General features: G+C 43.5%; 24 protein-coding genes. 11 read left to right on the top strand and 13 right to left on the bottom strand.

Annotated elements, in window-relative coordinates:
• Window positions 1-83 precede the first annotated feature (83 nt).
• Window positions 84-293: a hypothetical protein gene (locus tag R7R24_RS15795; protein ID WP_005382086.1), complete on the top strand. Its 210-nt coding sequence runs from the start codon at window positions 84-86 to the stop codon at window positions 291-293.
• A gap of 75 nt (window positions 294-368) precedes the next feature.
• Window positions 369-914, top strand: a complete 546-nt coding sequence (yfcE, locus tag R7R24_RS15790; RefSeq protein ID WP_047102892.1) for a phosphodiesterase — start codon at window positions 369-371, stop codon at window positions 912-914.
• Window positions 915-952: 38 nt separating this feature from the next.
• Here yfcE and R7R24_RS15785 read toward each other — a convergent pair whose 3' ends face one another.
• Genes R7R24_RS15785 through toxR form a run of 4 tightly spaced genes read right to left on the bottom strand, consistent with a single transcriptional unit; the run spans window position 953 to window position 3,460 of the window.
• Window positions 953-1,231 (bottom strand): SelT/SelW/SelH family protein, encoded by a 279-nt coding sequence (locus tag R7R24_RS15785; RefSeq protein WP_149191964.1) that lies wholly within the window; start codon window positions 1,229-1,231, stop codon window positions 953-955.
• Between the two features lie 21 nt (window positions 1,232-1,252).
• Window positions 1,253-2,008, bottom strand: coding sequence for a sulfite exporter TauE/SafE family protein (locus R7R24_RS15780; protein ID WP_054728937.1), 756 nt, complete (start codon window positions 2,006-2,008; stop codon window positions 1,253-1,255).
• Window positions 2,009-2,054: 46 nt separating this feature from the next.
• The gene (gene toxS / locus R7R24_RS15775; RefSeq protein ID WP_005382091.1) at window positions 2,055-2,570 is read right to left on the bottom strand and encodes a transmembrane regulator ToxS; all 516 of its coding nucleotides are present in this window, start codon (window positions 2,568-2,570) and stop codon (window positions 2,055-2,057) included.
• A gap of 11 nt (window positions 2,571-2,581) precedes the next feature.
• The gene (toxR, locus tag R7R24_RS15770; RefSeq protein WP_191116317.1) at window positions 2,582-3,460 is read right to left on the bottom strand and encodes a transcriptional regulator ToxR; all 879 of its coding nucleotides are present in this window, start codon (window positions 3,458-3,460) and stop codon (window positions 2,582-2,584) included.
• Between the two features lie 271 nt (window positions 3,461-3,731).
• Between toxR and htpG the strand changes: the two genes are divergently transcribed.
• From htpG to hemH, 3 genes are all read left to right on the top strand, one after another.
• On the top strand, window positions 3,732-5,636 hold the full coding sequence (gene htpG, locus R7R24_RS15765) for a molecular chaperone HtpG (RefSeq protein WP_017819957.1): 1,905 nt from the start codon (window positions 3,732-3,734) through the stop codon (window positions 5,634-5,636).
• 320 nt (window positions 5,637-5,956) lie between these two features.
• Window positions 5,957-6,601, top strand: a complete 645-nt coding sequence (adk, locus tag R7R24_RS15760; protein WP_005382094.1) for an adenylate kinase — start codon at window positions 5,957-5,959, stop codon at window positions 6,599-6,601.
• 167 nt (window positions 6,602-6,768) lie between these two features.
• Window positions 6,769-7,731, top strand: coding sequence for a ferrochelatase (gene hemH / locus R7R24_RS15755; protein WP_053303297.1), 963 nt, complete (start codon window positions 6,769-6,771; stop codon window positions 7,729-7,731).
• A gap of 49 nt (window positions 7,732-7,780) precedes the next feature.
• Here the strand turns inward: hemH and R7R24_RS15750 are convergent, their stop codons facing one another.
• Window positions 7,781-9,169 (bottom strand): peptide MFS transporter, encoded by a 1,389-nt coding sequence (locus tag R7R24_RS15750; RefSeq protein ID WP_005382097.1) that lies wholly within the window; start codon window positions 9,167-9,169, stop codon window positions 7,781-7,783.
• A gap of 332 nt (window positions 9,170-9,501) precedes the next feature.
• On the opposite strand from R7R24_RS15750, the gene rfaH reads away from it, so the two are divergent.
• Complete coding sequence (gene rfaH / locus R7R24_RS15745; RefSeq protein WP_005382098.1) at window positions 9,502-10,002, top strand: transcription/translation regulatory transformer protein RfaH; 501 nt, start codon at window positions 9,502-9,504, stop codon at window positions 10,000-10,002.
• 115 nt (window positions 10,003-10,117) lie between these two features.
• On the opposite strand, the gene asnB is transcribed toward rfaH, so the two are convergent.
• The 4 genes from asnB to nagA form a co-directional block, all read right to left on the bottom strand.
• Entirely contained in the window at window positions 10,118-11,782 is a 1,665-nt protein-coding gene (gene asnB, locus R7R24_RS15740) for an asparagine synthase B (protein WP_005382100.1), read from the bottom strand.
• Between the two features lie 230 nt (window positions 11,783-12,012).
• A complete protein-coding gene (locus R7R24_RS15735) occupies window positions 12,013-13,602 on the bottom strand; it encodes a cation:proton antiporter family protein (protein WP_054578024.1) in 1,590 nt (529 codons plus the stop codon).
• An 81-nt stretch (window positions 13,603-13,683) separates the two neighbouring features.
• Entirely contained in the window at window positions 13,684-14,898 is a 1,215-nt protein-coding gene (gene nagC, locus R7R24_RS15730) for a DNA-binding transcriptional regulator NagC (protein WP_005382105.1), read from the bottom strand.
• Window positions 14,899-14,900: 2 nt separating this feature from the next.
• Window positions 14,901-16,037, bottom strand: a complete 1,137-nt coding sequence (gene nagA / locus R7R24_RS15725) for an N-acetylglucosamine-6-phosphate deacetylase (protein ID WP_054578023.1) — start codon at window positions 16,035-16,037, stop codon at window positions 14,901-14,903.
• A gap of 489 nt (window positions 16,038-16,526) precedes the next feature.
• On the opposite strand from nagA, the gene nagE reads away from it, so the two are divergent.
• Window positions 16,527-18,020 carry an N-acetylglucosamine-specific PTS transporter subunit IIBC gene (gene nagE / locus R7R24_RS15720; RefSeq protein WP_005384985.1) on the top strand — a complete coding sequence of 498 codons (1,494 nt, stop codon included), beginning with the start codon at window positions 16,527-16,529 and terminating at the stop codon, window positions 18,018-18,020.
• 276 nt (window positions 18,021-18,296) lie between these two features.
• Window positions 18,297-19,967 carry a glutamine--tRNA ligase gene (gene glnS / locus R7R24_RS15715; protein WP_005382124.1) on the top strand — a complete coding sequence of 557 codons (1,671 nt, stop codon included), beginning with the start codon at window positions 18,297-18,299 and terminating at the stop codon, window positions 19,965-19,967.
• Between the two features lie 220 nt (window positions 19,968-20,187).
• Here the strand turns inward: glnS and fcrX are convergent, their stop codons facing one another.
• On the bottom strand, window positions 20,188-20,637 hold the full coding sequence (fcrX, locus tag R7R24_RS15710) for a ferric iron uptake transcriptional regulator FcrX (RefSeq protein ID WP_005382141.1): 450 nt from the start codon (window positions 20,635-20,637) through the stop codon (window positions 20,188-20,190).
• A 200-nt stretch (window positions 20,638-20,837) separates the two neighbouring features.
• Here fcrX and R7R24_RS15705 point away from each other — a divergent pair, with 200 nt between their 5' ends.
• Entirely contained in the window at window positions 20,838-21,341 is a 504-nt protein-coding gene (locus R7R24_RS15705) for a DUF4442 domain-containing protein (RefSeq protein WP_005382144.1), read from the top strand.
• Window positions 21,342-21,393: 52 nt separating this feature from the next.
• Here R7R24_RS15705 and fldA read toward each other — a convergent pair whose 3' ends face one another.
• The 3 genes from fldA to R7R24_RS15690 form a co-directional block, all read right to left on the bottom strand.
• The gene (gene fldA, locus R7R24_RS15700) at window positions 21,394-21,927 is read right to left on the bottom strand and encodes a flavodoxin FldA (protein WP_005382146.1); all 534 of its coding nucleotides are present in this window, start codon (window positions 21,925-21,927) and stop codon (window positions 21,394-21,396) included.
• Window positions 21,928-21,975: 48 nt separating this feature from the next.
• A complete protein-coding gene (locus tag R7R24_RS15695) occupies window positions 21,976-22,197 on the bottom strand; it encodes a DUF2788 domain-containing protein (RefSeq protein ID WP_005393038.1) in 222 nt (73 codons plus the stop codon).
• Between the two features lie 112 nt (window positions 22,198-22,309).
• Entirely contained in the window at window positions 22,310-23,077 is a 768-nt protein-coding gene (locus R7R24_RS15690; protein WP_318119550.1) for an alpha/beta fold hydrolase, read from the bottom strand.
• A 92-nt stretch (window positions 23,078-23,169) separates the two neighbouring features.
• On the opposite strand from R7R24_RS15690, the gene seqA reads away from it, so the two are divergent.
• Complete coding sequence (gene seqA, locus R7R24_RS15685; RefSeq protein ID WP_005382149.1) at window positions 23,170-23,712, top strand: replication initiation negative regulator SeqA; 543 nt, start codon at window positions 23,170-23,172, stop codon at window positions 23,710-23,712.
• A gap of 92 nt (window positions 23,713-23,804) precedes the next feature.
• Window positions 23,805-25,451, top strand: a complete 1,647-nt coding sequence (gene pgm / locus R7R24_RS15680; RefSeq protein ID WP_054578021.1) for a phosphoglucomutase (alpha-D-glucose-1,6-bisphosphate-dependent) — start codon at window positions 23,805-23,807, stop codon at window positions 25,449-25,451.
• The last annotated feature ends 17 nt before the right edge of the window (window positions 25,452-25,468 follow it).

Raw genomic sequence — 25,468 nt, 5'->3', positions numbered from 1 at the left:
ATATTTAATATATGTTAGGTTGCATATGTGTTAATTCACCATTATTCTTTGCGCCCTAAGCCTAATGTCGAGGAATCTGTATCATGCCTTTAGTCTCTTGCCCCGTGTGTGAGAAACAAATCTCAAAACGCGCTCATGCATGTCCAGGATGCGGAGAGCCCGATCCGCTGCACCATCTAGCCAAATCAAAATTTATGTCGATGGTGTTTTGGATACTGGTGTTGGTTGGAACAGCGTATGCAGCATGGTTCTATGTTTTGCCTATGGTCATTGAATCATTGCGCTATCAGTAGTATTCAAACCGTCGTAGGTTGAGCTGCTAAAAAAATGCCGTAGAATGACCTCATACTTTTTGAGGAGACGATGTCGTGAAACTATTTTTTGCCTCAGACCTGCATGGCTCTTTGCCAGCAACTAAAGAAACCATTGATCTATTTTTGGCTTCTGGTGCGCACCACCTGATTTTGCTAGGAGATACGCTAAACCATGGGCCGCGAAACCCTATTCCGGAAGGCTACAACCCTCCACAGGTAGCAGACTTATTGAACCAATACAGTGATCAAATTATTTCTGTACGTGGCAACTGTGATAGTGAAGTAGACCAAATGCTATTGAAGTTTCCAATGATGATGGATTACTCATGGGTGCTACTTGAATCTGGCAAGAGAATCTTTTTGACTCATGGTCACTTGTACAACTCTGAAAAACGGCCGCCACTGCGTGAAGGTGATATCATCGCCCACGGTCATACACATGTTCCCGTCGCAGAGATGCAAGATGGAGCCATTATATTCAACCCAGGCTCGATGACATTCCCACGTAATGGCTTACCGAGAAGCTTTGGTACTCTAGAAGGCAATAAGCTAACGGTAAAAACGCCAGAAGGCGAAGTATTAGCACAAACCATGATTTAACGGTTTTACTAAGTAAAAAATAGGGAGCGAATTGCTCCCTATTTTGTGTCTGAATGTCCTAAATCGCGTTCTGGGTCGATAATGTCTCTTACGCGCTGTTTTAGCACCTTGGCTTCAGGAAAGCCGCTGTCTTTTTTCCGTTCCCAAATTTGCTGGCCATTACAGAAAATTTCGAAGCGACCACCTGTGTCCGGGTGTAAGCTGATTGTTTCTACTTCTTCGCTAAAAGTATGCAGTAATTCTTGCGATAGCCAAGTTGAACGCAACATCCAGTTGCACTGGCGGCAGTAATAAATATCAATGATTGCTTTATCCATGAAACTTTCCTTTTAATCTTTTTAAACCAGCAACTTGATGCCCACGGCAAACGTGAGAATTTCGAATGCAACTTTAATCACTCTGTTACTGTATCGAGTCGCGGCCCATGCGCCTAAACTGCCGCCTAGAAAAGAGCTTAACAATAAAACAGGTAACCAAGCCCAGTGAATAGGCGCCCCTGCCTGTACGACGGCAATGCCTCCAATGCCATTCCAAAACAGGCCGACACAAATCATGGTGTAAGCAACGGCTTGTTTGTAGTCGTAACCAAACCAGCGCACCAAAAATAGTGTCACGAGCAAACCAGAACCTGCGGTAAGAGATCCGTTAATGATGCCGATAAACAGTAAGCCAATTCCACCAATAACCCAACCGATAGGATGACGGTTACGTATTACTTCAGCTTGGCCTAGCGATGTCTTAAATCGCGAGTAGATACCTAGCGCTAGGATCATCGTACCGAGCATCTTTTCCGCGATACCATCAGGGATCTGTACAATTAAGTTAGCCCCTAAAATCACGCCAATACTACCGGACAAGATAAGGTAGAGCGCGATTTTCCATTTAATAGTGCCTGATATTAAATGCGTGCTTGCTGCGCCTAAGCCTAAAGCGACCGAAGCCACCTTATGTGTGCCTAGCGCAACGGAGAACGGTAAGCCGAGAAAGATGAGTAAAGGGAATTGAAGCAAGCCTGCTCCGCCACCGGAAAGTGAAGCCAGCGTGTTGGCGATTAGTGAACCGAAAAAGAGAGTAGTGGTATCTAGCCAATCCATAAGCAAAACAAAGGGGGCGTCTTGCCCCCTTATCATCCAATCAAAATTAGTTTTTAAACAGTACCGAAGAACCGTGGTTCAAGCTAGTGAGCAAGAGTGTTTTTTCGTTCACGACGTCAATACGACGACTTTGCTCCGCATCTAGCTTAAAAATTTGAGTAATCAAACGTAGCTGTGCTTCGGAAAAGTCTTTTGATTGAGAAGATGAAATATCTTTAAACTCCGAAGGCGAGACCAACAAATAGTTGTCACTTACTTCCCAGCGGCCTTTTTCCGAGATATTTATCGTTGATTCTGCGGTTGAACCTTGAGCAAATAGTTTTATATTTGCTACGCGAATATAGTCACCATTAGGGAGATATTTCACGTTTGATTCAACATTAACTCGGCGTAGTGGGCCGACAGTATCGTCAGGCAAGCTGTCTGTAATGACTGTCACCATGGTCGACTGCCATTCGTTTGCTGTGAGGAGCTGCTCCACTTTTAGGTCACTTCCCCAATACAACCAACTGCTGAAAAGAACGGATACGGCCAAAACCGCAGATGCTAATTTAATCTTCATATTGGCCTCCTTTATTTGCAGATGTCTGTTGGATCGTTTTGACCTGCGAAAATACGCAGTGTTACGTTCTCGTAAGAGTGGTTACTGTCATGAATATAGTTCAGAATCAGCTGGTTATTTTGTCCACCAGTGGCAATCACTTCCACTGGCAACGAGTCTTCTGCATGGTGCTTCACGTAGCGCTCAATGCATTGCTCTATTGAAGGCAACCAGTTGTTGATTTGAGGGTGATTTACAGGTGTCATCACTGGTACGTTCTGATACTCACCAATCTGACGGAACTGAGATTCCGCTGGGTTTGTAAACAGCAGTACGCAAATCGGTAGTAATAGTGCCAAAAATAAAATAACGCGTGGAATCCAAGGATTCACAGCAGAAGCCACAGGTGCTTTTTCAGGTACTACTGGCGCTTCTGGTTCAACGATTGCGTCAGAAGGCGTCGCTAAAGACGGCTCTACGATCGTTTCTACCTCATTAGCAGAGGCGTCATTGTTATCAGAAGCTGGCTCTTCAACTTCAATTGAGCTTGAGTCTGAAGAAAGTGGGCTTAGGCGTTCAACAGTACAAATGAGTTGATAGCCTCGTTTTGGAACGGTTTTAACAAACTCTGGAGATTTAGTTGAATCCTTCAACATCTTACGCAGAGTAGAAATCGCTTGAGTCAGGCTTGAGTCATCCACCTCAAAACCTTGCTCACGCCAAACAAACTCGTGAAGCTCGTTACGGGTTAAAACTTCGTTTGGTCTCTCTGCCAACATCAGAAGTATACGGCTTTCGTTGCTTCCTAATCGTACAACGTCGTTGCCGTTTTGTTGGTCAGCGAGCGAATTACTATTTGGATCAAAGGTGAACCTTTGAGCAAGTAGAAATTTGGTGCCAATGTTAGTCATTTAGTTCTTCTTAGATGGATGATGTTGTAATTATGGTGATTTATGTCACAAAATTACCGGGGCGCTTGGAGTGCGCACGACATTTTAGATGCTTTTAGACGGGTAGGATAATTAAAATTTTCTAAAAAAACACCGTTTTTAGCAATATTGACCTTGAATTTACATTTGTCAGCCACATGTTAAATGACATCTCGGTAAGGTGATTTCAAGGGGAAAGTCACAAACTTGTCCCTATGAAAAAGCCAATTAGTTTAGATGTTATGGAGCACACATGAGCGAAACCGTATCTCAAAATAAAGAAACTCGTGGTTTTCAATCAGAAGTAAAACAACTACTGCATTTAATGATCCATTCTCTTTATTCAAATAAAGAGATCTTTTTGCGCGAGCTGATCTCTAACGCATCAGATGCATCAGACAAACTGCGCTTTCAGGCGTTATCTAACCCAGATCTATACGAAGGTAATGCAGACCTTTGCGTGAAACTGTCGTTTGATGAAAGCGCAAATACCTTAACCATTTCTGATAACGGTATCGGTATGAGCCGTGATGATGTGATTGAGCACTTAGGAACAATCGCAAAATCTGGTACAGCTGAGTTTTTCTCAAAGCTATCTGAAGAGCAGAGCAAAGACTCTCAGCTTATTGGTCAGTTTGGTGTTGGTTTCTACTCGGCATTTATCGTTGCTGACGCCGTTACCGTGCGCACTCGCGCTGCGGGTCTAGCCGCTGATGAAGCGGTACAATGGCACTCAGCGGGTGAAGGTGAGTACACCATCGAAAACATTACCAAAGAGTCACGTGGTACCGACATCATTCTTCATATGCGTGAAGAGGGTAAAGAGTTTTTGAATGAGTGGCGTCTACGTGACGTTATCAGTAAGTACTCTGATCACATCGGCATTCCTGTTTCAATCCAAACTGTCGTTCGTGATGACGAAGGCAAGGAAACAGATGAGAAGAAGTGGGAGCAAATCAACAAAGCCCAAGCACTGTGGACGCGTAACAAATCTGATATTTCAGAAGAAGAGTATCAAGAGTTCTACAAACACGTATCACATGACTTTGCCGATCCATTGGTCTGGAGTCATAACCGTGTAGAAGGTAAAAACGACTACACGAGCTTACTATACATCCCATCGAAAGCACCTTGGGATATGATGAACCGCGACCACAAATCAGGCTTGAAACTGTACGTACAGCGCGTATTCATTATGGACGATGCAGAGCAATTTATGCCGTCATACTTACGCTTCGTACGTGGTTTAATAGACTCAAACGATTTACCGCTAAACGTATCGCGTGAGATCTTACAAGACAATAAAGTGACTCAGTCTCTACGTAATGCTTGTACTAAGCGCGTGCTAACGATGCTCGAGCGTATGGCCAAGAATGACGAAGAGAAATACCAATCATTCTGGAAAGAGTTTGGTCTTGTGATGAAAGAGGGCCCTGCGGAGGACTTTGCAAACAAAGAGAAAGTTGCAGGTTTATTGCGCTTTGCTTCAACTGAAGTGGACTCTTCTGAGCAAACTGTGGGCTTGGCGTCTTACGTTGAGCGCATGAAAGAAGGTCAAGATAAGATCTACTACTTGACGGCAGACAGCTATGCAGCTGCGAAAAACAGCCCTCACTTAGAACAGTTCAAAGCGAAAGGCATTGAAGTTATCTTGATGTACGACCGCATTGATGAGTGGCTGATGAACTACTTAACTGAGTTTGATGGTAAACAGTTCCAGTCAATCACTAAGGCTGGGCTTGATCTAAGTCAGTTTGAAGATGAAGCAGAAAAAGAGAAGCAAAAAGAAACCGAAGAAGAGTTCAAGTCGGTTGTAGAGCGCACGAAGTCTTACCTAGGCGATCGTGTGAAAGAAGTTCGTACGACCTTCAAACTCGCATCTACGCCTGCTGTTGTGGTAACGGACGATTACGAAATGGGCACTCAAATGGCGAAGCTTCTTGCGGCAGCTGGTCAAGCTGTGCCGGAAGTGAAATACATCTTTGAGCTAAACCCTGAGCACGAATTGGTTAAGCGTATGGCTGACGAAGCCGATGAAGAAGCGTTTGGTCGCTGGGTTGAAGTTCTGCTTGGTCAAGCAATGCTCGCGGAGCGAGGCTCTATTGAGGATCCAACAGAGTTCTTAGGAGCCGTTAATCAACTTTTGACTAAGGTGTAATAACCTCTGCAAATCAAAAAGCTCGCATTTAGCGAGCTTTTTGTTTGTTGTCGCAAAATTTTGCATCTCAAGTGCTGAGTTAATAATCAATAGGGCGTGAAAGAGGGTACTGTTAACATTCTTTAGTCTTAATACACTCTTTGCTCAGAGAACCTGTGATAGAATCTGCGACTTGAATGTGAGTAATAAGGCGTGTATTTTTGCTCGCCTATATACGTTATACCGAAACTTATCGTTGCAGGTGCTTCTCAGGTTTGATGTCTAAGAGGTCAGCTATTGTGAGCTTCGGTATAAATCTTAAATATTAAAGAGGATAAATCATGCGCATCATTCTTCTAGGTGCTCCAGGTGCAGGTAAAGGCACACAAGCAAACTTCATCATGGAAAAATACGGTATTCCACAAATCTCTACTGGTGATATGCTTCGTGCTGCTATCAAAGCAGGTACAGAGCTTGGTAAACAAGCTAAAGCTGTTATTGACGCTGGTCAGCTAGTTTCTGATGAAATCATCCTTGGTCTTATCAAAGAGCGTATCGCTCAAGAAGACTGTGCAAACGGTTTCCTACTAGATGGTTTCCCACGTACTATCCCTCAAGCTGACGGCCTAAAAGAAATGGGCGTAGACGTAGACTACGTTATCGAATTTGACGTTGCAGACGATGTGATTGTTGAGCGTATGGCTGGTCGTCGTGCTCACCTTCCTTCTGGTCGTACTTACCACGTGGTTTACAACCCGCCTAAAGTGGAAGGTAAAGATGATGTAACTGGTGAAGATCTTGTTGTTCGTGATGACGACAAAGAAGAAACAGTACGTGCTCGTCTAGGTGTTTACCACGAGCAAACTGCACCGCTAATCAACTACTACGGCAAAGAAGCTGAAGCAGGCAAGACTAAGTACCTTAAGTTTGATGGTACTAAGCAAGTAGCTGAAGTTAGTGCGGATATCGAGAAAGCACTATCTTAATTTGCTGAAGTCAAAAATTTAATATTTTGATATATTGAAAGCGGCCCAAGTGGTCGCTTTTTTTAGTTTACTCGTAAACATATATCTAATTAACTTCATCTCGGCTATTCGTTACTTCGAGGTTACTTAAATATATGAACCAAGCCGTTTACCATGAATAGGATGTTATGAAAGAGAATAATAAACAGGGTGTACTCCTAGTTAACCTGGGAACTCCTGACGCACCAACCGCTCCTGCCGTAAAGCGCTTTTTAAGTCAGTTTCTTCATGATCACCGAGTGGTAGACATGACTCGATGGCTTTGGTGTCCACTATTGCACGGCGTTATCCTTCCTATCCGAGCTCCTAAAGTTGCCAAACTCTATCAATCAGTATGGATGGAAGAGGGCTCGCCGTTGATGGTGTACTCTAAACGCCAAACGGAAAAGTTAGCACAAAAGCTTGATATACCTGTAGAGCTTGGTATGACGTATGGTAACCCAAGTTTGCAATCAGGCTTTGAAGCCCTATTGGCGCAAGGCGTTGATGAAGTCATTGTTTTACCTTTGTATCCGCAATACTCGGGCACAACAACGGCAGCGGTTTCTGACGGAATCACTAAAGCATTTAAAAACCTGCCGGTGATGCCAGGCTTTAGCTTTATTCGTGATTATTACAATCACCCGAAATATATTGAAGCGTTAGCGCATTCAGTTCGTGAACATTGGCAAAAGAATGGTCAGGGAGATTACCTGCTGTGTTCTTATCATGGTATTCCAAAACGCTATGCTGACAATGGTGATGTTTACCCACAGCATTGTGAAGAGACGACTCGCTTGCTTGGGGAAGCGTTAGGTTTAAGCGACCAACAAATTGGCATGACGTATCAGTCCCGATTTGGGAGAGAAGAGTGGCTTCAACCTTATACCGATAAGACCCTAGAGGCACTTCCTGCAAAGGGTGTGAAAAATATTAATGTTGTGACCCCCGCATTTTCGTCAGATTGTTTAGAGACGTTGGAAGAGATCTCGGAAGAGTGTAAAGAGATTTTCCTTGAAGCAGGTGGTGAAAACTTTACCTACATCCCTTGTTTGAACGATAGTGAACTTCATATCGAGATGATGGTTGAGTTAGTTCAATCTAAACTTTAGATACAAAAAAGGGTCGCAATAGCGACCCTTTCTACGTTTAGTTGAGCGATCAAGCAACTTGTACTTGCTGCTCTTCTACTTGCTCTGCCGTGCTGTGCGTATTTTCAGCGCCATGCATCCAGCGAACGAGTGTATTAGAGAATAGGAGCAAAATTACGCCACTTACGGTTGCGCTGACCGCAATACCACTAAAGATAGCCATAGCGCCTAACTCGCCTACGTGAGAACCCACATAGCCCGCAACATAGTTAGCAATCGCATTACAGCCAAACCATGCACCCATCATAAGTGAAGCTAAGCGAAGCGGTGCTAATTTAGTCACCAATGAAAGACCAATTGGTGATAAACACAGCTCGCCTAATGTGTGGAAGAAGAAAGCGCCGACCAACCATAACATCGATGTTTTTACTGTTGTATCTCCACCTTGTTCTAGCACTGCGCCAACCATACAAAGGAAACCAATCGCCAAGAAAAATAGTGCCATCGCAAATTTCACTGGCGAAGTAGGTTCACGTTTACCCAATTTTACCCAAAGGACAGCCAGAACTGGCGCTAGAGTAATAATGAAAAATGGGTTTAGTGATTGGAACCACGCAGCAGGAACTTCGAAACCACCAATCATGCGATCAGTATATTGTTGAGTGTAGATGTTCATCAGACCACCAGCTTGTTCAAAGCCTGCCCAGAAGACAATAGTGAATAAGCTCATGACCAGAATTACTTTTAGTCGATTCACTTCTTCTTTGGTGAGTGGCTGCTTCGTGGTGGCGTTTTTGTTGTTTAGATCTCGTTTCGCCGCTGGTTCGCGACCAATATCACCAAGCCATGATTGAGCCAGTACCATTTGCATCACTAGGCTAACCAGCATACCCACACCAGCGGCAACAAAGCCAGCTTTCCAACCGTAAGAGGTTGTCACAGAGCCAGAAACGACGCCGGCAAGTAATGCACCTAAGTTGATACCCATATAAAAGATAGTGAATGCGCCGTCACGACGGTTGTCACCTTCTTGATAAAGGTCGCCAACCATGGTTGAGATATTTGGCTTAAAGAGACCGTTACCAGTGATAAGTAGGCCAAGACCTAAATAGAAACTGTGTAGCGAACCAATACCTAAAGCATCAGCAGGAAGTGCAAGAGTAAACTGGCCGATGGCCATTAACGCGCCACCAAGCAAAATTGAGCGACGTTGACCTAAATAGTTATCTGCTAGGTAACCACCGATAAGAGGCGTGATATACACAAGCCCTGTGTATATGCCGTATAGGTCTAATGCGTCTTTGGTTGACCAGCCAAGGCCGCCATTCATTGTTGTATCAGTAAGGTAAAGCACGAGAATGGCACGCATTGCGTAGTAAGAAAAGCGTTCCCACAGTTCAGTACCGAACAATAAGAACAGGCCACGTGGATGACCAAAATATTGATGTTGGTTTGACATAAGCTCTTCTAATAATAGTTATTACATTTTTTAACGACTTCTACGTATACAATGCAATTCAACGAGTGACAAATAATAAAATTTTGCCATTCAACTATTTTTTTTGTTAAGTGGCTGTTTTTGGTTGGATTTGCAGATTATATGATGGTGTATTGGTTGTGTTACAAACTTAATTTCCATTTTTGCCTATGGACTTCTTTATCGTAAGTTGCTGAAAAATTTCGTTAATGCGAGCGATGTATAATCATACTTTTATAGATAAACTGAATATCAATGACTCAACTTTGGCTTAATGCTAGGATAAAAACAAAATAGAATTGGCTAGTAAAAAGATGAAACGTTGGTATCTACTTTATTGTAAACGTGGGGAGCAGGTTAGGGCGAAACAACACCTTGAAAACCAAGGTGTAGAGTGCTTTTATCCAACTGTAGAAGTTGAGAAGATTTTGCGCGGTAAAAGACAAAAAGTCGAGGAACCGCTGTTTCCTTGTTACGTATTCGCTTACTTTGATTATGAGCAAGGGCCAAACTTCACCTCAGTCCGCTCTACTCGAGGTGTTGTTGACTTTGTGCGTTTTGGTGCTCAACCGAAAGAAGTTCAAGGTGACTTGGTCTTCGAATTGATGCAGCTAGAAAAGTGTTGTAATGACAATACCGTTTCTGAATGCATGCCAAAACCAGGCGATCAAATTAGAGTTAAAAGCGGTCAATTTGCGGGCATAGATGCCATCTTCCAAGAACAAGATGGTGAGAAACGCTCAATTATGCTAGTTCAGATGATCACCAAGCGTGTGCCTGTCAGCATAGACAATAGTGATTTAGATTTAAAATAGCCTAATTCCATCAAACATAAAAAGAGGTGCAAAAGCACCTCTTTTTGATCGTATCTAATTTTCTGTCTGTTTTAAAAGGGTTGGACGAACCGACCCTTATCTTTATCGTAGAGAATTAGTATGAGTCGTTGTGAACGGTCTGTACTGCACGACCTGATGGGTCAACACAGTTTTGGAACGATTCATCCCATTCAATCGCCTTCGCTGAAGAACACGCTACTGAAGGGCCTCCTGGTACACACTCTGCTGCTGATGGAAGTGGGAATAACTCTTCAAATATTTCACGGTACACGTAGCCTTCTTTTGTCGTTGGCGTGTTGTATGGGAATCGATATTGAGCTGTTTCCATCTGCTGGTCTGTCACTTTCTGTTCCGCTACTTCTTTCAGCGTATCGATCCAGCTGTAGCCAACGCCATCAGAGAATTGCTCTTTTTGACGCCATGCGATCGATTCTGGCAGGTAGTGCTCGAAGCACTCACGAAGGATGTGTTTCTCCATTTTACCGTTGCCACACATCTTGTCTGCTGGGTTCAAGCGCATTGCTACATCTATGAACTCTTTATCTAGGAAAGGTACGCGTCCTTCAACTCCCCATGCTGCCAGCGACTTGTTAGCACGAGCACAGTCGAACATGTTCAGAGCAAGCAGTTTACGCACTGTCTCCTCGTGGAACTCTTTCGCGTTTGGCGCCTTGTGGAAGTAAAGGTAGCCACCAAAGATTTCGTCAGCGCCCTCACCAGACAATACCATCTTGATACCCATCGCTTTGATCTTACGACCCATTAAGAACATAGGTGTTGATGCGCGGATAGTCGTCACGTCATACGTTTCAATGTGGTAAATCACGTCACGAATCGCGTCCAAACCTTCTTGAATCGTGTACGTCATTTCGTGGTGAACGGTACCAATTTGGTCGGCAACTTCGCGAGCTGCTTTCAGGTCAGGCGCGCCTTCTAGGCCAACAGCAAAAGAGTGCAGTTGAGGCCACCAAGCTTCAGACTTTTCATCATCTTCAATACGCATCGCTGCAAAGCGTTTTGCTACCGCAGATGTAATAGAAGAATCTAGACCGCCTGAAAGAAGTACACCGTAAGGCACGTCAGTCATTAGTTGGCGTTTAACAGCAGCTTCTAGCGCTTCCGTCAATTCTTCTTTGCTAGTGCTGTTACCTTGTACTGCTGCGTACTCGTTCCAGTCACGAACATAGTAACGTGTTGGCTGAGTATCTTTAGAGCTGTAGTAGCTACCAGGAGGGAATTCACTTACTGTTTTACATACTGGAACAAGAGCCTTCATCTCTGATGCCACATAGTAGTTACCATGCTCATCGTGACCTTGATAAAGAGGGATAATACCAATATGGTCACGGCCGACTAAATACTCATCTTTTTCTTCGTCGTAGAGCACAAAAGCGAAAATACCGTTTAGTTCTTCAAGGAGATCTGCACCCATATCTTGGTAAAGTGCAAGAATGACTTCACAGTCTGAATCGGTTTGAAATTCGTACTTTCCTTCGTAACGAGCACGAATTTCTTTATGGTTGTAGATTTCACCATTGACGGCAAGGATGAGCTTCTTATCAGGGCTGTATAGCGGCTGTGCACCACTATTTAGACCAACAATCGCCAAGCGCTCGTGCGCTAAAATAGCACGCTCTGAAGAGTAAATCCCAGACCAGTCTGGGCCACGGTGACGAAGTTTTTTCGACATCTCTAATGCGATAGGGCGCAATGCGGCTGCATCGCTTTTAATGTCTAAAATGCCAAATACTGAACACATACTACATCCTTACTAAACTAAACAATTTCTAATCGGTATGGTTTAAATTTGCCATTACTAATAAAAAAAGCAACGTTTTGTGATTAAAAAAATGATAAAAGGCCTTGTTGTATGGAAAATATTTAACTAAACCGTTGTTTTGGTGAATGAGATCAAGGTTTGGTATAAAAACTATACAAAAAAGGCTTCCTATCAATAGAAAGCCTTCCGAAAAATATCAGTGCTGTTGCTTATTTAATTGGTGTGAATTTAGGTTGAAGTTGTTTACAGACGTGTCGAGCAAAACCGCTACCAGCTTCACTATAAATATTGAATGCTGCGTCAACGCCATTTTCAAGTAAGCCTTCCAATTGATCTGGGTATTCGGCTATAGCGGCAATTTGCCCCTTATATTTTCTGCGTTTAAGCTGCTCAAGTGCTGTTTGGTTACCTTGATGATGTGGCATTGCAAGCAGAACCAGTTTTACATGACCTGTATCTAAAATTCGCTCCCAGAAATCCGGGTCGGTGGCATCACCAGAAATCACATTTCTTCCTTCTGAACGATGATGATGTGCAGCGTCTTCACGAATTTCTATACCCAATGAAATTTTGCCATAGCGTGAGCGTAGCTCATCATAAGCGCCCGTCCCAATACGCCCCATACCTAAGATCAATACTTGGGCATGACCTGGGTTGATGAGTTGGTCGCGTTGATTGAGCTTTTCTACCGCTGTCTCTTGCAGCCACTTACCTGAATGTCGATAAATTTTATGGCTAAGGCGGTTAAGTGGCGCGGAAATTACAAAGGATACCGACACCGCAACCGCAATCGCAGCAAGCATATCACTTGGCATCCAGCCCATTTTATAGGCCAACCCAGCAACAATAAGACCAAACTCACTGTAGTTAAATAGTGATAAAGAGGCGAGCAAAGAGGTACGTACTCGAAACTTAAAATGATTAATAGTGACGAAGTACAAGAGTCCTTTGATTGGTAGCAGTAAGATAAATAGCAGGGCGAGAACGACGCCATTCACGCTCAATGAGGCGGATAAACCAATGTTCAAAAAGAAGCAGACTAAAAAGAGCTCCTTCATATTGAATAATGACTTGGATAGTTCTGAGGCTTTTGGGTGACCTGCGAGTAGCATGCCTAAAATTAGCGCGCCCAAGTCTGGTTTCATCCCGACCAACTCGAATAGCCCAGCACCGACAACAAGCGCGAAGAAAATACCGAATAGCACCAGCATTTCGCCGTGGCCAACTTTATCGAGCAGCTTATAGAATAGAGGACGAAGGAAAGGCAGTGCGAACAAACCGATGGCATACCATTCTGGGACTTTTCCGGTTGAAGCAGTCAGGAATACTACGGCAAAAATATCTTGCATAACCAAGATACCGATCGCGAGTGTGCCGTAGGTCGCGTTCATTTCGCCTTTTTCTTGCAATGCTTTTACGGCAAAAACGGTACTAGAGAACGATAGTGCAAAAGCTAAAAGCAGGATTTGGCTGCCCTCCATACTGGCTAGCGAAGTCAAGCCCAGTAGTTTTAAGCCGGATAACGCTAGGGCAAAAAAAGCGGTAGAGAGTATGTTGTGGGCGGTTGCCCCTCCCCATATTTCTTTGGACAGCAGGGTTTTTACATCGAGTTTGAGTCCAATAGTAAACAGAAGAAGAGTAACACCAAGATCTGCGAGAGTGACGATAACGTCATTGCTTTGGTAACCAAATGCATGCAAGCCAAATCCAGCTAGTAGAAAACCAACGAGGGGAGGGAGGCTGCATTTAAGCGCAATAAAACCAGCTAAAAAAGCGGCTGTAATTAGAATAATTTCCATACTGTTAAGCTGTATTCCTGATATACAAAAACGGGCTGTGAAAACACAGCCCGAGATTGTAACTCAATTGGTTGTATAAACTTAGTCTTCCAGTAACTTTTGTAACAAAACTCCGTTCAGCATAGCGCGTTTAATCATCGCAAATGCGCCCATCGTTGGCTGCTTATCAATGTGAGAAGCCACGATAGGGAGGTCGTTATGGAAAGTTTTAAGAGATTGATTCTCTACGTTGCGTTGAATTGCAGGGAAAACAATATCTTGTGCTGCAGTAATATCGCCAGCAATTACAATTTTCTGTGGATTAAATAAGTTAACCGTAATCGCAATCGCTTTACCTAGCTGGTTGCCCACTCGCACTAAACTCTGTTTCGCAAGTTCATCACCATTCATTGCGTGCTGACATACCGCTTCAATTGTGATGTTTTCAAGGTCGGTTAAGCTTGATTCGTATCCTTGAGTAATCAGTTGCTTCACTCGTTGAATAATCGCTGGGTTTGCAGCTACGGTTTCTAAACAGCCAAAGTTTCCACATTGGCATTGCTCACCAAGCGGGTCAATTTGGATATGACCAATTTCACCGACGTTGCGGTTAAAACCAAGAAAAACCTGGCCGTTAACGATAATACCTGCGCCAGTACCGCGATGGACGCTAACCAAAATAGAATCCTGGCAGTCTTGGCTTGCTCCAAAGTAATGCTCAGCCAACGCCATGCCACGTACGTCGTTGCCAACAAAGCATGCTGTATTAAACTTCTCTCCAACAATTTCACCGAGAGCAAGATTATCGATATCGGTATTAGGCATGTATTCGACCACGCCAGTTGTTGGGTTAACAAGGCCCGGTAAAGTGATGCCGATAGCGATGAGTTGATCAATTTTGTCTTCGCAACGGCTTACGAAATCTTTTAATAAATCGATAAGCCCTGCGATTAAGTCTGCTTGGTTAGTGTAGTGCAGTTCATGCTGATCTTCTGCCAGCGCGGTACCACCTAAATCGTATAAACTGAACTGTACGTAATCTCGACCTAAGCGAACGGCAATCGAATGAAAAGGTTTGACTTCAGTAGTCAAAGAGATCGCACGACGACCACCAGTTGAAGCTTGTTGGGCGACCTCCTTAATAAGGCCGCGCTCTAAAAGTTGGCGGGTTATTTTGGTAACACTAGCAGGCGCGAGTTGACTCACGTCCGCGACTTGAATACGGGAGATAGGACCTTGCTGATCAATCAGCCTATATACCGCAGCGCTGTTAAGCTGTTTTACTAAATCTACATTACCAATCTGTCCGCCATTCATGCTTAATTTTGCTCGTATTGTCCGTTAACAACCGTCGCTTTTACTTTAAAGTCACGATCGAAAATAGTCAGGTTTGCAACCATCCCTTTTCGAACTCGGCCAAGGCGATCCTCAACACCAATTGCTGTTGCTGGGTATAACGTGGCCATTCGTAGAGCTTCGTCTAAAGCGATCCCCGCGTGCTCAACTGAATTCTGAACTGCTTCAATCATTGTCAAAGCTGAGCCGCCTAGCGTGCCATTTTCATCAACACACTTACCATCTCGGTAATATACTTTCTTACCGACAAAAATAAAGTGATCAATGTTAGCACCTGCTGGAGCTGTGGCATCCGTCACCAAAACAAGCTTTTCACCTTTGATTTTATGAGCAATTCGGATGTTTGCGTAGTCGACGTGAAAACCATCAGCAATAATGCCAGCGTATACGTCAGGAGTATCGTAAATTGCACCAACAACTCCTGGTTCACGACCAACCATTGGTGTCATTGCATTAAAGAGGTGTGTGGCAAAAGTAATGCCTGCTTCAAAGCTTTTACGTGCTTCGGCGTAGGTTGCATTTGTGTGGCCAATTGAAACCACGATGCCAGCAGCCTTTAATCGCGCAATATGCTCTGGGTCGTTATGCTCAGGTGCTAGCGTTACTTTCGCTACGATATCGGCGTTTGCGCAGATAAGGTCGATCATGCTTTCGTCTGATGGGCGAATAAAATCGACGTTATGGATGCCTTTTTTCGCGACGTTAAGGTAAGGACCTTCGAGGTGTAAACCAAGCGATTGATTTTGATACTTGTTGTGGTACTCACGAGCTGCGGCAATTGCAGTTCGCATATCTTCATCAGATGACGTAATGAGTGTTGGCAGGAAGCTAGTACAGCCAGATTTGAGGTTTGCCTGGTGCATGATTTGCATGGTTTCAGGGGTAATTGCATCGTTTAGCATTACACCGCCACAACCGTTCAACTGCAGATCGATAAAGCCTGGACTTAGATTAGCGCCTGCAAGGTCTTTTAGTTCGATGCTTTGAGGTAGCTCAGAAACCGGCACAATAGATTGAATAAGATCGTTTTCGATGATGACCGCATGATCGGTAAGAACATCACTACCGGTATAAATTTTACAGTTACTTAGCGCGTACATAGTCAGCTAGTCCTTATAGATGAGAATTCAATTTCTATATCGTTATCTAAGTAGAGACTGCTTCAGTCATATGGGTACTTAGTTTGTATCACTGAATTAGATAACGAGTCACATACAGCAAGTCGCGTTTTATCGATGTTATTGTCATAGTAACTAACTGAAAAGTAATAATTGTATGGTTTTTTATGATTCTTTTTCAGAGCAAAGTTACAGTGATTTACCCGCCTAGATACCAAAATAACACTGATTCTGCCTTGCATAAAGTGCGAGAATATTATCTTTAAAACGCCATTTTTTCGTATAATAAAATAAGTTTTATGATCTCGCTAGCAAAAACCTTCCGAAAGGGCAAATTGTGGTGATTATGATCACAAACGGTGAGCTTTTAATTTGCGGAGCAAAATTAATATCATAAACTTAGGATGACTAAATTGGACGGCTGAAATAAGTCATTCAACATAACATCTAATCCTATAGGGGGAACTTAAGGTGAACATTCTCGGATACTTCCAGAAGGTGGGTAAGGCGCTTATGGTGCCGGTTGCCACACTTCCTGCAGCAGCAATACTCATGGGTATTGGCTACTGGATCGACCCAAATGGCTGGGGCGCAAACAGTGCACTTGCTGCATTTCTTATTAAAGCTGGTGCAGCGATCATTGACAATATGTCAGTATTGTTCGCTGTTGGTGTTGCTTACGGAATGTCTAAAGACAAAGATGGCGCCGCTGCACTTTCAGGTTTCGTGGGCTTCTTAGTTGTCACAACGCTTTTGGCCCCTGGTGCAGTATCACAAATTCAAGGCATTGACCCAAGTGAAGTACCTGCTGCATTTGGTAAAATCAATAACCAGTTCGTCGGTATCTTGGTTGGTATTGTTTCTGCTGAGTTGTACAACCGTTTTTCTCACGTAGAGCTGCACAAAGCACTGGCGTTTTTCTCTGGCAAGCGTCTTGTACCGATCCTAACGTCTTTTGCTGGTATCGTTATTGCGTTCATCCTGATGTACGTTTGGCCATCAGTTTACGGCGGTCTGGTCAGTTTTGGTGAAAGCATTCAAGGTATGGGTGAAGCAGGTGCAGGTGTTTACGCATTCTTCAACCGTCTTCTAATTCCTGTTGGTCTGCACCATGCACTAAACTCAGTGTTCTGGTTTGATGTTGCTGGTATTAATGACATTCCAAACTTCCTTGGCGGTGCGAAATCATTAGCTGAAGGCACGGCAACGGTAGGTGTTACGGGGATGTACCAAGCGGGCTTCTTCCCAATCATGATGTTTGGTTTACCAGGTGCGGCTCTAGCGATGTACCATACTGCGAAATCAAAGAATAAAGAGAAAGTGGCATCTATCATGATTGCAGCTGCGTTTGCTTCATTCTTTACAGGTGTAACAGAACCACTTGAATTTGCATTCATGTTCCTTGCTCCAGGACTGTACGTTCTTCACGCAGCGCTGACTGGTCTATCAGTTTATATCGCGGCATCAATGCAGTGGATTGCAGGTTTCGGTTTCTCTGCTGGTTTAGTCGACTTAGTATTGTCGACTCGTAACCCGCTAGCGGTAAATTGGTACATGCTCATTGTACAAGGTCTTGGTTTCTTTGCGGTTTACTACTTCGTGTTCCGTACCGTGATTGTTAAGTTTGGCCTTAAAACACCGGGACGTGAAGATGATGAAGAAGCTTCATCTAACGTGGCTGGATCAAGCAATTCTTCAGAGCTTGCTCGTCAGTACTTGAAAGCACTTGGCGGTCATGACAACCTAAGTTCTATCGATGCCTGTATTACTCGTTTGCGCCTTTCTGTGAAAGATATGAGCGTTATCAATGAGAAAACTCTGAAAGATCTTGGAGCTATGGGAGTTGTGAAGCTAGGTACAAACAACCTACAAGTTATCCTTGGTCCACTAGCAGAGATTGTTGCTGGTGAGATGAAGAATGTATCTAAAGATGAAGACTTAAGTGGTGTTCAGTTACCAGCTTAACTGTTTAATAGTGGTGCGATTGTTTGTTATTGGTATTGCAAACAATTGATACTACAACATCGCAAAAGGCCTCCGCAGGAGGCCTTTTTTCGTTTAGGCCCTTTGAATCTGCTTTGCTTTCACGTTAACTCGATAAATATTGTCGTTTTAGAGCGAGTTCTTGTTGTCTAATTGCTTAGAATTGTGGATCATTAGGAACAATGTGCTCTGTGAAACCATACTTGGATACAGAGTTCCGTTTTCTCTGACAATACTAATATTTTTGAGGTGCTATAGATGAGTGAAGCTGATGCTCGTCCATCAAACTTTATTCGCCAGATCATTGATAAAGATCTAGCGGATGGTAAACACACTAGCGTGCATACTCGATTCCCGCCGGAGCCAAATGGCTACCTGCATATCGGTCATGCTAAGTCTATCTGTTTGAACTTCGGTATTGCTCAGGACTACCAGGGTCAATGTAATCTGCGTTTCGACGATACAAACCCTGAAAAAGAAGACATCGAATACGTTGAGTCTATCAAGAAAGATGTAAACTGGTTGGGCTTTGAGTGGAGTGGTGAAGTATGTTACTCATCAAACTACTTCGATAAGCTTTACGAATATGCAATTGAATTGATTAACAAAGGCTTAGCGTACGTAGATGAGCTAAGTCCAGAGCAAATTCGTGAATACCGCGGCACACTAAAGGCGCCAGGTAAACCAAGTCCATACCGTGACCGTTCTGTTGAAGAGAACTTGGCGTTGTTTGAAAAAATGCGCGCTGGTGAATTTGAAGAAGGTAAAGCGTGTCTTCGTGCTAAAATCGACATGGGTTCTTCATTCATGGTCATGCGCGATCCAGTTTTATACCGAGTGCGTTTTGCTACGCACCACCAAACTGGTGATAAGTGGTGCATTTACCCAATGTACGACTTTACGCACTGTATTTCTGATGCATTAGAAGGCATTACGCACTCTATTTGTACGCTTGAATTCATGGATAACCGTCGTCTGTACGATTGGGTTCTAGACAACATCACGATCGAAAGCCGTCCACATCAATACGAGTTCAGTCGTTTAAACCTTGAATACACAGTGATGTCTAAGCGTAAGCTTAACCAGCTAGTTACTGAAAAACTGGTTAATGGTTGGGATGATCCACGTATGCCGACTGTCTCAGGTCTGCGTCGTCGTGGCTTCACACCTGCATCTATTCGTGAGTTTTGTAAGCGTATTGGTGTAACGAAGCAAGAAAATATGATCGAGTTTAGTTCATTAGAATCTTGTATTCGTGATGACCTAAACGAGAACGCTCCGCGTGCAATGGCTGTACTGGATCCTGTTAAAGTTGTTATCGAAAACTTTGAAGCAGGCGCAGTAGAAAACTTGACAGTTGCCAACCACCCAAATAAACCTGAAATGGGCGTGCGTGAAGTGCCATTCACGCGTGAACTGTGGATTGAGCGTGAAGACTTCCGTGAAGAAGCGAACAAAAAGTACAAGCGTTTAGTGCTAGGTAAAGAAGTTCGTTTACGTGGTGCTTACGTGATCAAAGCTGAGCGCGTTGAAAAAGATGCCGAAGGCAACATCACAACGATTTTCTGTTCTTACGATGCAGATACGCTAGGTAAAAACCCAGCAGATGGTCGTAAAGTGAAAGGCGTTATTCATTGGGTGTCAGCAGATAAAGCTCTTCCTGCGGAAATTCGTCTGTACGATCGTTTATTTACGGTGCCAAACCCAGGCGCAGCGGAAGATTTTGCTTCTACTATTAACCCTGAATCATTAGTAGTGATCAATGGCTTTGTCGAGCCTAGCCTAGCTTCTGCAGAAGCAGAAAAAGGTTACCAGTTTGAACGTATGGGTTACTTCTGTGCAGACTCGAAAGACTCTTCAGCAGATAATCTAGTATTCAACCGCACGGTTGGTCTACGTGATACCTGGGCAAAAATTGAGAATCAATAATCTCGATTAATGCTGAGAGTGATGAAAATGCCAGCAAATGCTGGCATTTTTTATACCTAATCCCACAGAGTGCTATATAGATGTGCAAAACTGTGGATAAAAAAGATGGGTGTTTAGTAGCCTTTGTTCTGTAACCAAAGTACTGACGTCTAAGGTACTGACTTCTAGAAACAAAAAACGCCAGCATGTGCTGACGTTTACTTTTTAAATTAACAAACCCTTATTTTTTCGGTTTGTGTGCATCTGGATTGTCTTTACAACCACCATCGCTACACTTGCCGTACAAGTATAAGCTGTGGTTTGTTAGTGTGACATTGTACTTAGCTGCAATCTCTTTTTGACGTTCTTCGATAAGATCGTCAGAAAATTCAATTACCTCACCACAATCTAGGCACACTAGGTGGTCGTGGTGATGTTGAGTCGATAATTCGAAGACTGACTTTCCACCTTCAAAGTGGTGACGAGTTACAATACCAGCATCGTCGAACTGGTTTAGAACTCGGTAAACAGTTGCTAGGCCAATTTCTTCACCTAGATCAATCAACTTTTTGTACAAATCTTCAGCACTGATGTGCTGGCAGTCTGGCTGCTGAAGTACTTCTAGAATTTTTAGCCTCGGAAGGGTTACTTTTAAACCCGCATCCTTCAGCGCCTGATTATTATCTGACATATACTTTCCCGTTGGATCATCTGCAGCGATTTAACAGAATTCAATCTTCCTACCATTATAGGATAAGCGTTCGGAACATTAAACCACGAACTTCAAAGGGTTAATAGAATCTTTTTGTAAATTAGAAACAGGTCCATTATATTACAGCTCTGACCAGTTACAATTGTGTAACATTAAGCTTGGAGAGGGCAGGGATAGCGATGAATAGGCGACTAGCGAAGATATACAAACCAGGAATTGTAAAGTTCGCACTCAATATTTGGCCTCCTTTTTGGGGGGCGGGTATTAAAATCTTACATATTTCTCAAGACTTCCGTACTGTAAAGGTACGTTTAAAGCTTCGCTGGTGGAATAAAAATGCCAATCGCACCCAATATGGCGGCAGTATTTTCTCTTTAACTGATCCTATTTACTCGTTGATGCTGATGGGGATTCTACGAGAGGAATATTATGTGTGGGATAAAGAGGCAAGCATTAACTTCATTAAGCCGGGGCAAAGTGATTTGTTTGCAGAATTTGAGGTCACTGAAGGGATGCTGGAAAACATTTATCAAATGACACGGAATGGAGAAAAGTGTTTTCCTGAGTTTATTACTCATGTAAAAGATAAACAGGGGAATGTGGTTTCAGAGGTTCAACGCAAGCTTTATGTAAGAAAGAAACCTCAGTATCGCGAAGAGGAAGTACTTACCGATGCTGTGTGACAATACATACAAAAAGACCTCCAAGTGGAGGTCTTTGCACCATTCAATTTGATTAGCCTTCTAGCTCAGCTAAACACATCTCTTCATAGATCTGTTTAACCCAGCTTTCAACGCGCTCGTCAGTCAATTCTGGTTGGCGGTCTTCATCAATACATAGACCTACGAATTGGCTTTCGTCACCTTCAACAAGTGCTTTAGACGCTTCAAATTCGTAGCCTTCTGTCGAGGTATGGCCAAGAATTGTGCCGCCTTTAGACTCAACGATATCACGGACTGTGCCCATCGCGTCACAGAAGTATTCTGCGTAGTCTTCTTGGTCGCCACAGCCAAAGATAGCCACTAGCTTAGTAGAGAAGTCGATTTGCTCAAGTTCAGGGAAGAAGTCATCCCAATCACATTGTGCTTCGCCGTAGTACCAAGTTGGGATACCTAGAAGAAGAAGATCGAAGTTATCAATGTCTTCTTTGCTGCTTTTCGCGATGTCTTGAACGTGAACTAGATGTTTACCTAGTTGCTTTTGAATCATCTTTGCAACGGCTTCAGTATTACCTGTGTCGCTACCGAAGAAGATACCTACACTTGCCATAGAGTCTATACCTTTACATTGTTTGTTATTGGCGATGCTACTAAGGGTTTAACCTAACCCTGAGCCTTCCCAAGTTAGCTGAATTACACCTTTTGCAATAAAGCCAGCACAGCCTAGGAAAAGGACTAACCACACAATACGACGACCAAAAACAGGTACATTGCCTTGCTTTAGCACATCTTTTATCGCCATCCCGATGAAAAAAAAGATAGCAGCAAAAAGAAGATCGAGTCCAATAGACTCGAGCATATCCATATAGTCGTAAAGCATTTTAGCCCTTCATGCCGAAAAATCTTGGGCGCACTATACCACTGTTAAACGGTAAAGTTAATGCACTACAAGAAGGGTTATTTCAATAATCTAATGTTGCTTTTCGAATTTGTTAACTCGAAATGTATTTTCGAATGACTCTCATTACTTCTGTCGGTTTCTCGGCGTGTAACCAGTGACCAGTGCCAGCGATAATGTGTGCTTTAGCATGGTTAAATTGTCGCTTCACTGCCGGCTGATGTTCTGGCATTAAGTAGTCAGAGTCGCCGCCTTTGATAAATAAAGTTGGGATATCTGTTGGTGTGATTTCTTGCCAGCCAATAATTTGGTCATAATTCTCAAAAAGGCTCGGTACGTTAAACCGCCAATTCATCTTATCGTCATTTTTGTACAGTGATTTAGAGAGAAATTGTCTTACACCATCGAGTTCAATATGTTGAGCTAGGATATCCATGGCTTGCTGTCGATTTGTTGGTTTTTCATTAATAACAGCATGTAAGCCGTTAAAAACATTATCGTGACGGTTCGTAGTGTAGGCAACAGGCGCCATGTCGAGAACGACTAACTGCTTGACTACATTTGGCGCAATGTCCACAAGAGCCATCGCGACTTTTCCGCCCATGGAGTGACCAATAACAATAGATGGCTCAACGTTTAAGTGCTGAAGGAGCTGAGCCACATCTTTTGCCATATCGGTATAGTTATGGACTTCGGAGTGGAAAGAGAGGCCGTGATTTCTCAGATCAATACTGATCACCGTGTGATCTTTAATAAGATCGCGGGCGAGTAGACCCAGATTACTTAAACTACCAAACAATCCGTGAATCAAAACAACTGTTTGGCCTTGGCCTTCCTGCTTATAGTTGAGTAATGCTGACATTTTATCTTATTCGTGATGGGTTTAACGTGGAGTATCCGCGTGGATCTCGTTATAATCCCCCAGAGTTTAAACATTGAGAATGTGAAAAGCGAATGAAAACAATTGAGGTTGATGAGGATCTATACCGTTATATAGCTAGTCAAACTAAGCATATCGGTGAAAGCGCCTCGGATATTTTGCGACGCCTTTTAAACCTTGATGGTCAGTTGCAGGAAGCTAAAGCCGCGCCTGTAGTAGAGAAGCCACAAGGGATTGTAGTAAGTAAAGATGCGGGTAAAACGGAATCTGTTGATGTAGTGAAAGAAATGCGTTCGCTGCTTATTTCTGATGAGTTTGCCGGTCTAAAAAAAGCGATTGATCGCTTTATGTTAGTATTATCGACCTTACATAAATTGAATCCAGAAGGTTTCGCCCAGGCTACGAATGTAAAAGGACGCAAACGCGTGTACTTTGCAGATAATGAAGAAACCTTGCTAGCAAACGGTAATACGACCAAGCCAAAAGCCATTCCTGGCACACCGTTTTGGGTTATCACGAATAACAATACAAGTCGTAAAAGACAGATGGTTGAACAAGTGATGGCACACATGGGGTTCCAACCTGACTTAATAGAAAAAGTAACAGGTTCAATCTAAGAAACCTGATAGAAGCCTCATAATGCGTCGCAGTGAGCGGATATTATGAGGCTTTTTTAATTTTATTTGTATTGAAAGAAAGGATGTCAAACATGGCTATGCACCCTCGTGCTGGGCAAAAAGCGCAGCAGGAAGATCTTCACAATATCCCAGCACTCGTTGCTAACTACTTCTTACTTCAACCAGACGCGGCAAACGCAGAACACAAAGTTCAATTTGGTACTTCTGGCCACCGCGGTACTGCAGACAAGCACACTTTTAACGAAAACCACATTTTAGCGATCGCTCAAGCGGTAGCAGAAGTTCGTGCTGAGCAAGGCACAACTGGCCCGTTGTTTGTGGGTAAAGACACGCATGCGCTATCTGAGCCTGCTTTCTCAAGTGTGATTGAAGTACTGATTGCAAACGGTGTGAAAGTGATTGTCCAACAAGACAACGGTTACACGCCAACACCGGGTATTTCACACGCGATTCTGACTTACAACATCAAACACGATGAAAAAGCAGACGGTATCGTTATTACCCCATCACATAACCCACCACAAGACGGCGGTATCAAATACAATCCGACACATGGTGGTCCTGCAGAAGCTGAGTTGACTCAAGCTATCGAAGATCGTGCGAACGAATTGATTGCTGGAGGTTTACAAGGTGTTAAACGCCTACCACTAGCAGAAGCAAAAGCATCGGATCTGTTTGTAGAGATGGACTTGGTGAAGCCATACATCGATGACCTGGTGAACGTTATTGATATGGAAGCAATCCAAAAAGCGAACCTGAAGATTGGTGTAGATCCATTGGGTGGCAGCGGTATCGATTACTGGCGTCAAATTGGTCAGGCATACAACCTAGACCTAACGCTAGTAAGTGAATCGATCGATCCTTCTTTCCAATTCATGTCGCTAGATAAAGACGGCGTTGTGCGTATGGACTGTTCTTCTCCTTACGCAATGGCGGGTCTATTGGCACTGAAAGACGAATACGATTTAGCATTTGGTAACGATCCTGACTACGACCGTCACGGTATCGTTACGCCAAAAGGTTTGATGAACCCGAACCACTTCTTAGCCGTTTGTATTGACTACTTGTACCGTCATCGTGACGCGTGGGGTAAAGATGTCGCTGTTGGTAAAACACTAGTTTCAAGTGCGCTGATTGACCGTGTTGTTGCGGATCTAGGTTGTGAGCTATGTGAAGTGCCTGTTGGTTTCAAATGGTTTGTAGACGGTCTGTACACTGGTAAGTTTGGTTTCGGCGGCGAAGAAAGTGCTGGTGCGTCTTTCCTTCGTAAAGATGGCACGCCTTGGTCAACAGACAAAGATGGCATCTTGCTATGCCTTCTAGCAGCAGAGATCACTGCGGTAACGGGTAAGAACCCACAAGATTACTATGAAGAGCTAGCGGCGAAGCACGGTGAGTCGAAGTACAACCGTATTCAAGCTGTAGCAAATGGCCCACAAAAAGACGTATTGAAGAAGTTGTCACCAGAAATGGTTGCGGCTGAAACTCTAGCAGGTGATGAGATCACTGCTCGTCTAACGCATGCACCAGGCAATGGTGCTGCGATTGGTGGCCTTAAAGTAACGACAGCTAACGGTTGGTTCGCTGCTCGTCCATCAGGCACAGAGGACATCTACAAGATTTACTGTGAAAGCTTCAAAGGTGAAGAACATCTGAAACAAATCGAAGCTGAAGCACAAGAGATCGTTAATCAAGTGTTTGCAGCCGCTGGTTTGTAAAACATCCAATGGTCAAT

This window comes from Vibrio sp. 704, assembly GCF_033339295.1.
This window is presented reverse-complemented; position numbering and strand designations above follow the sequence as displayed.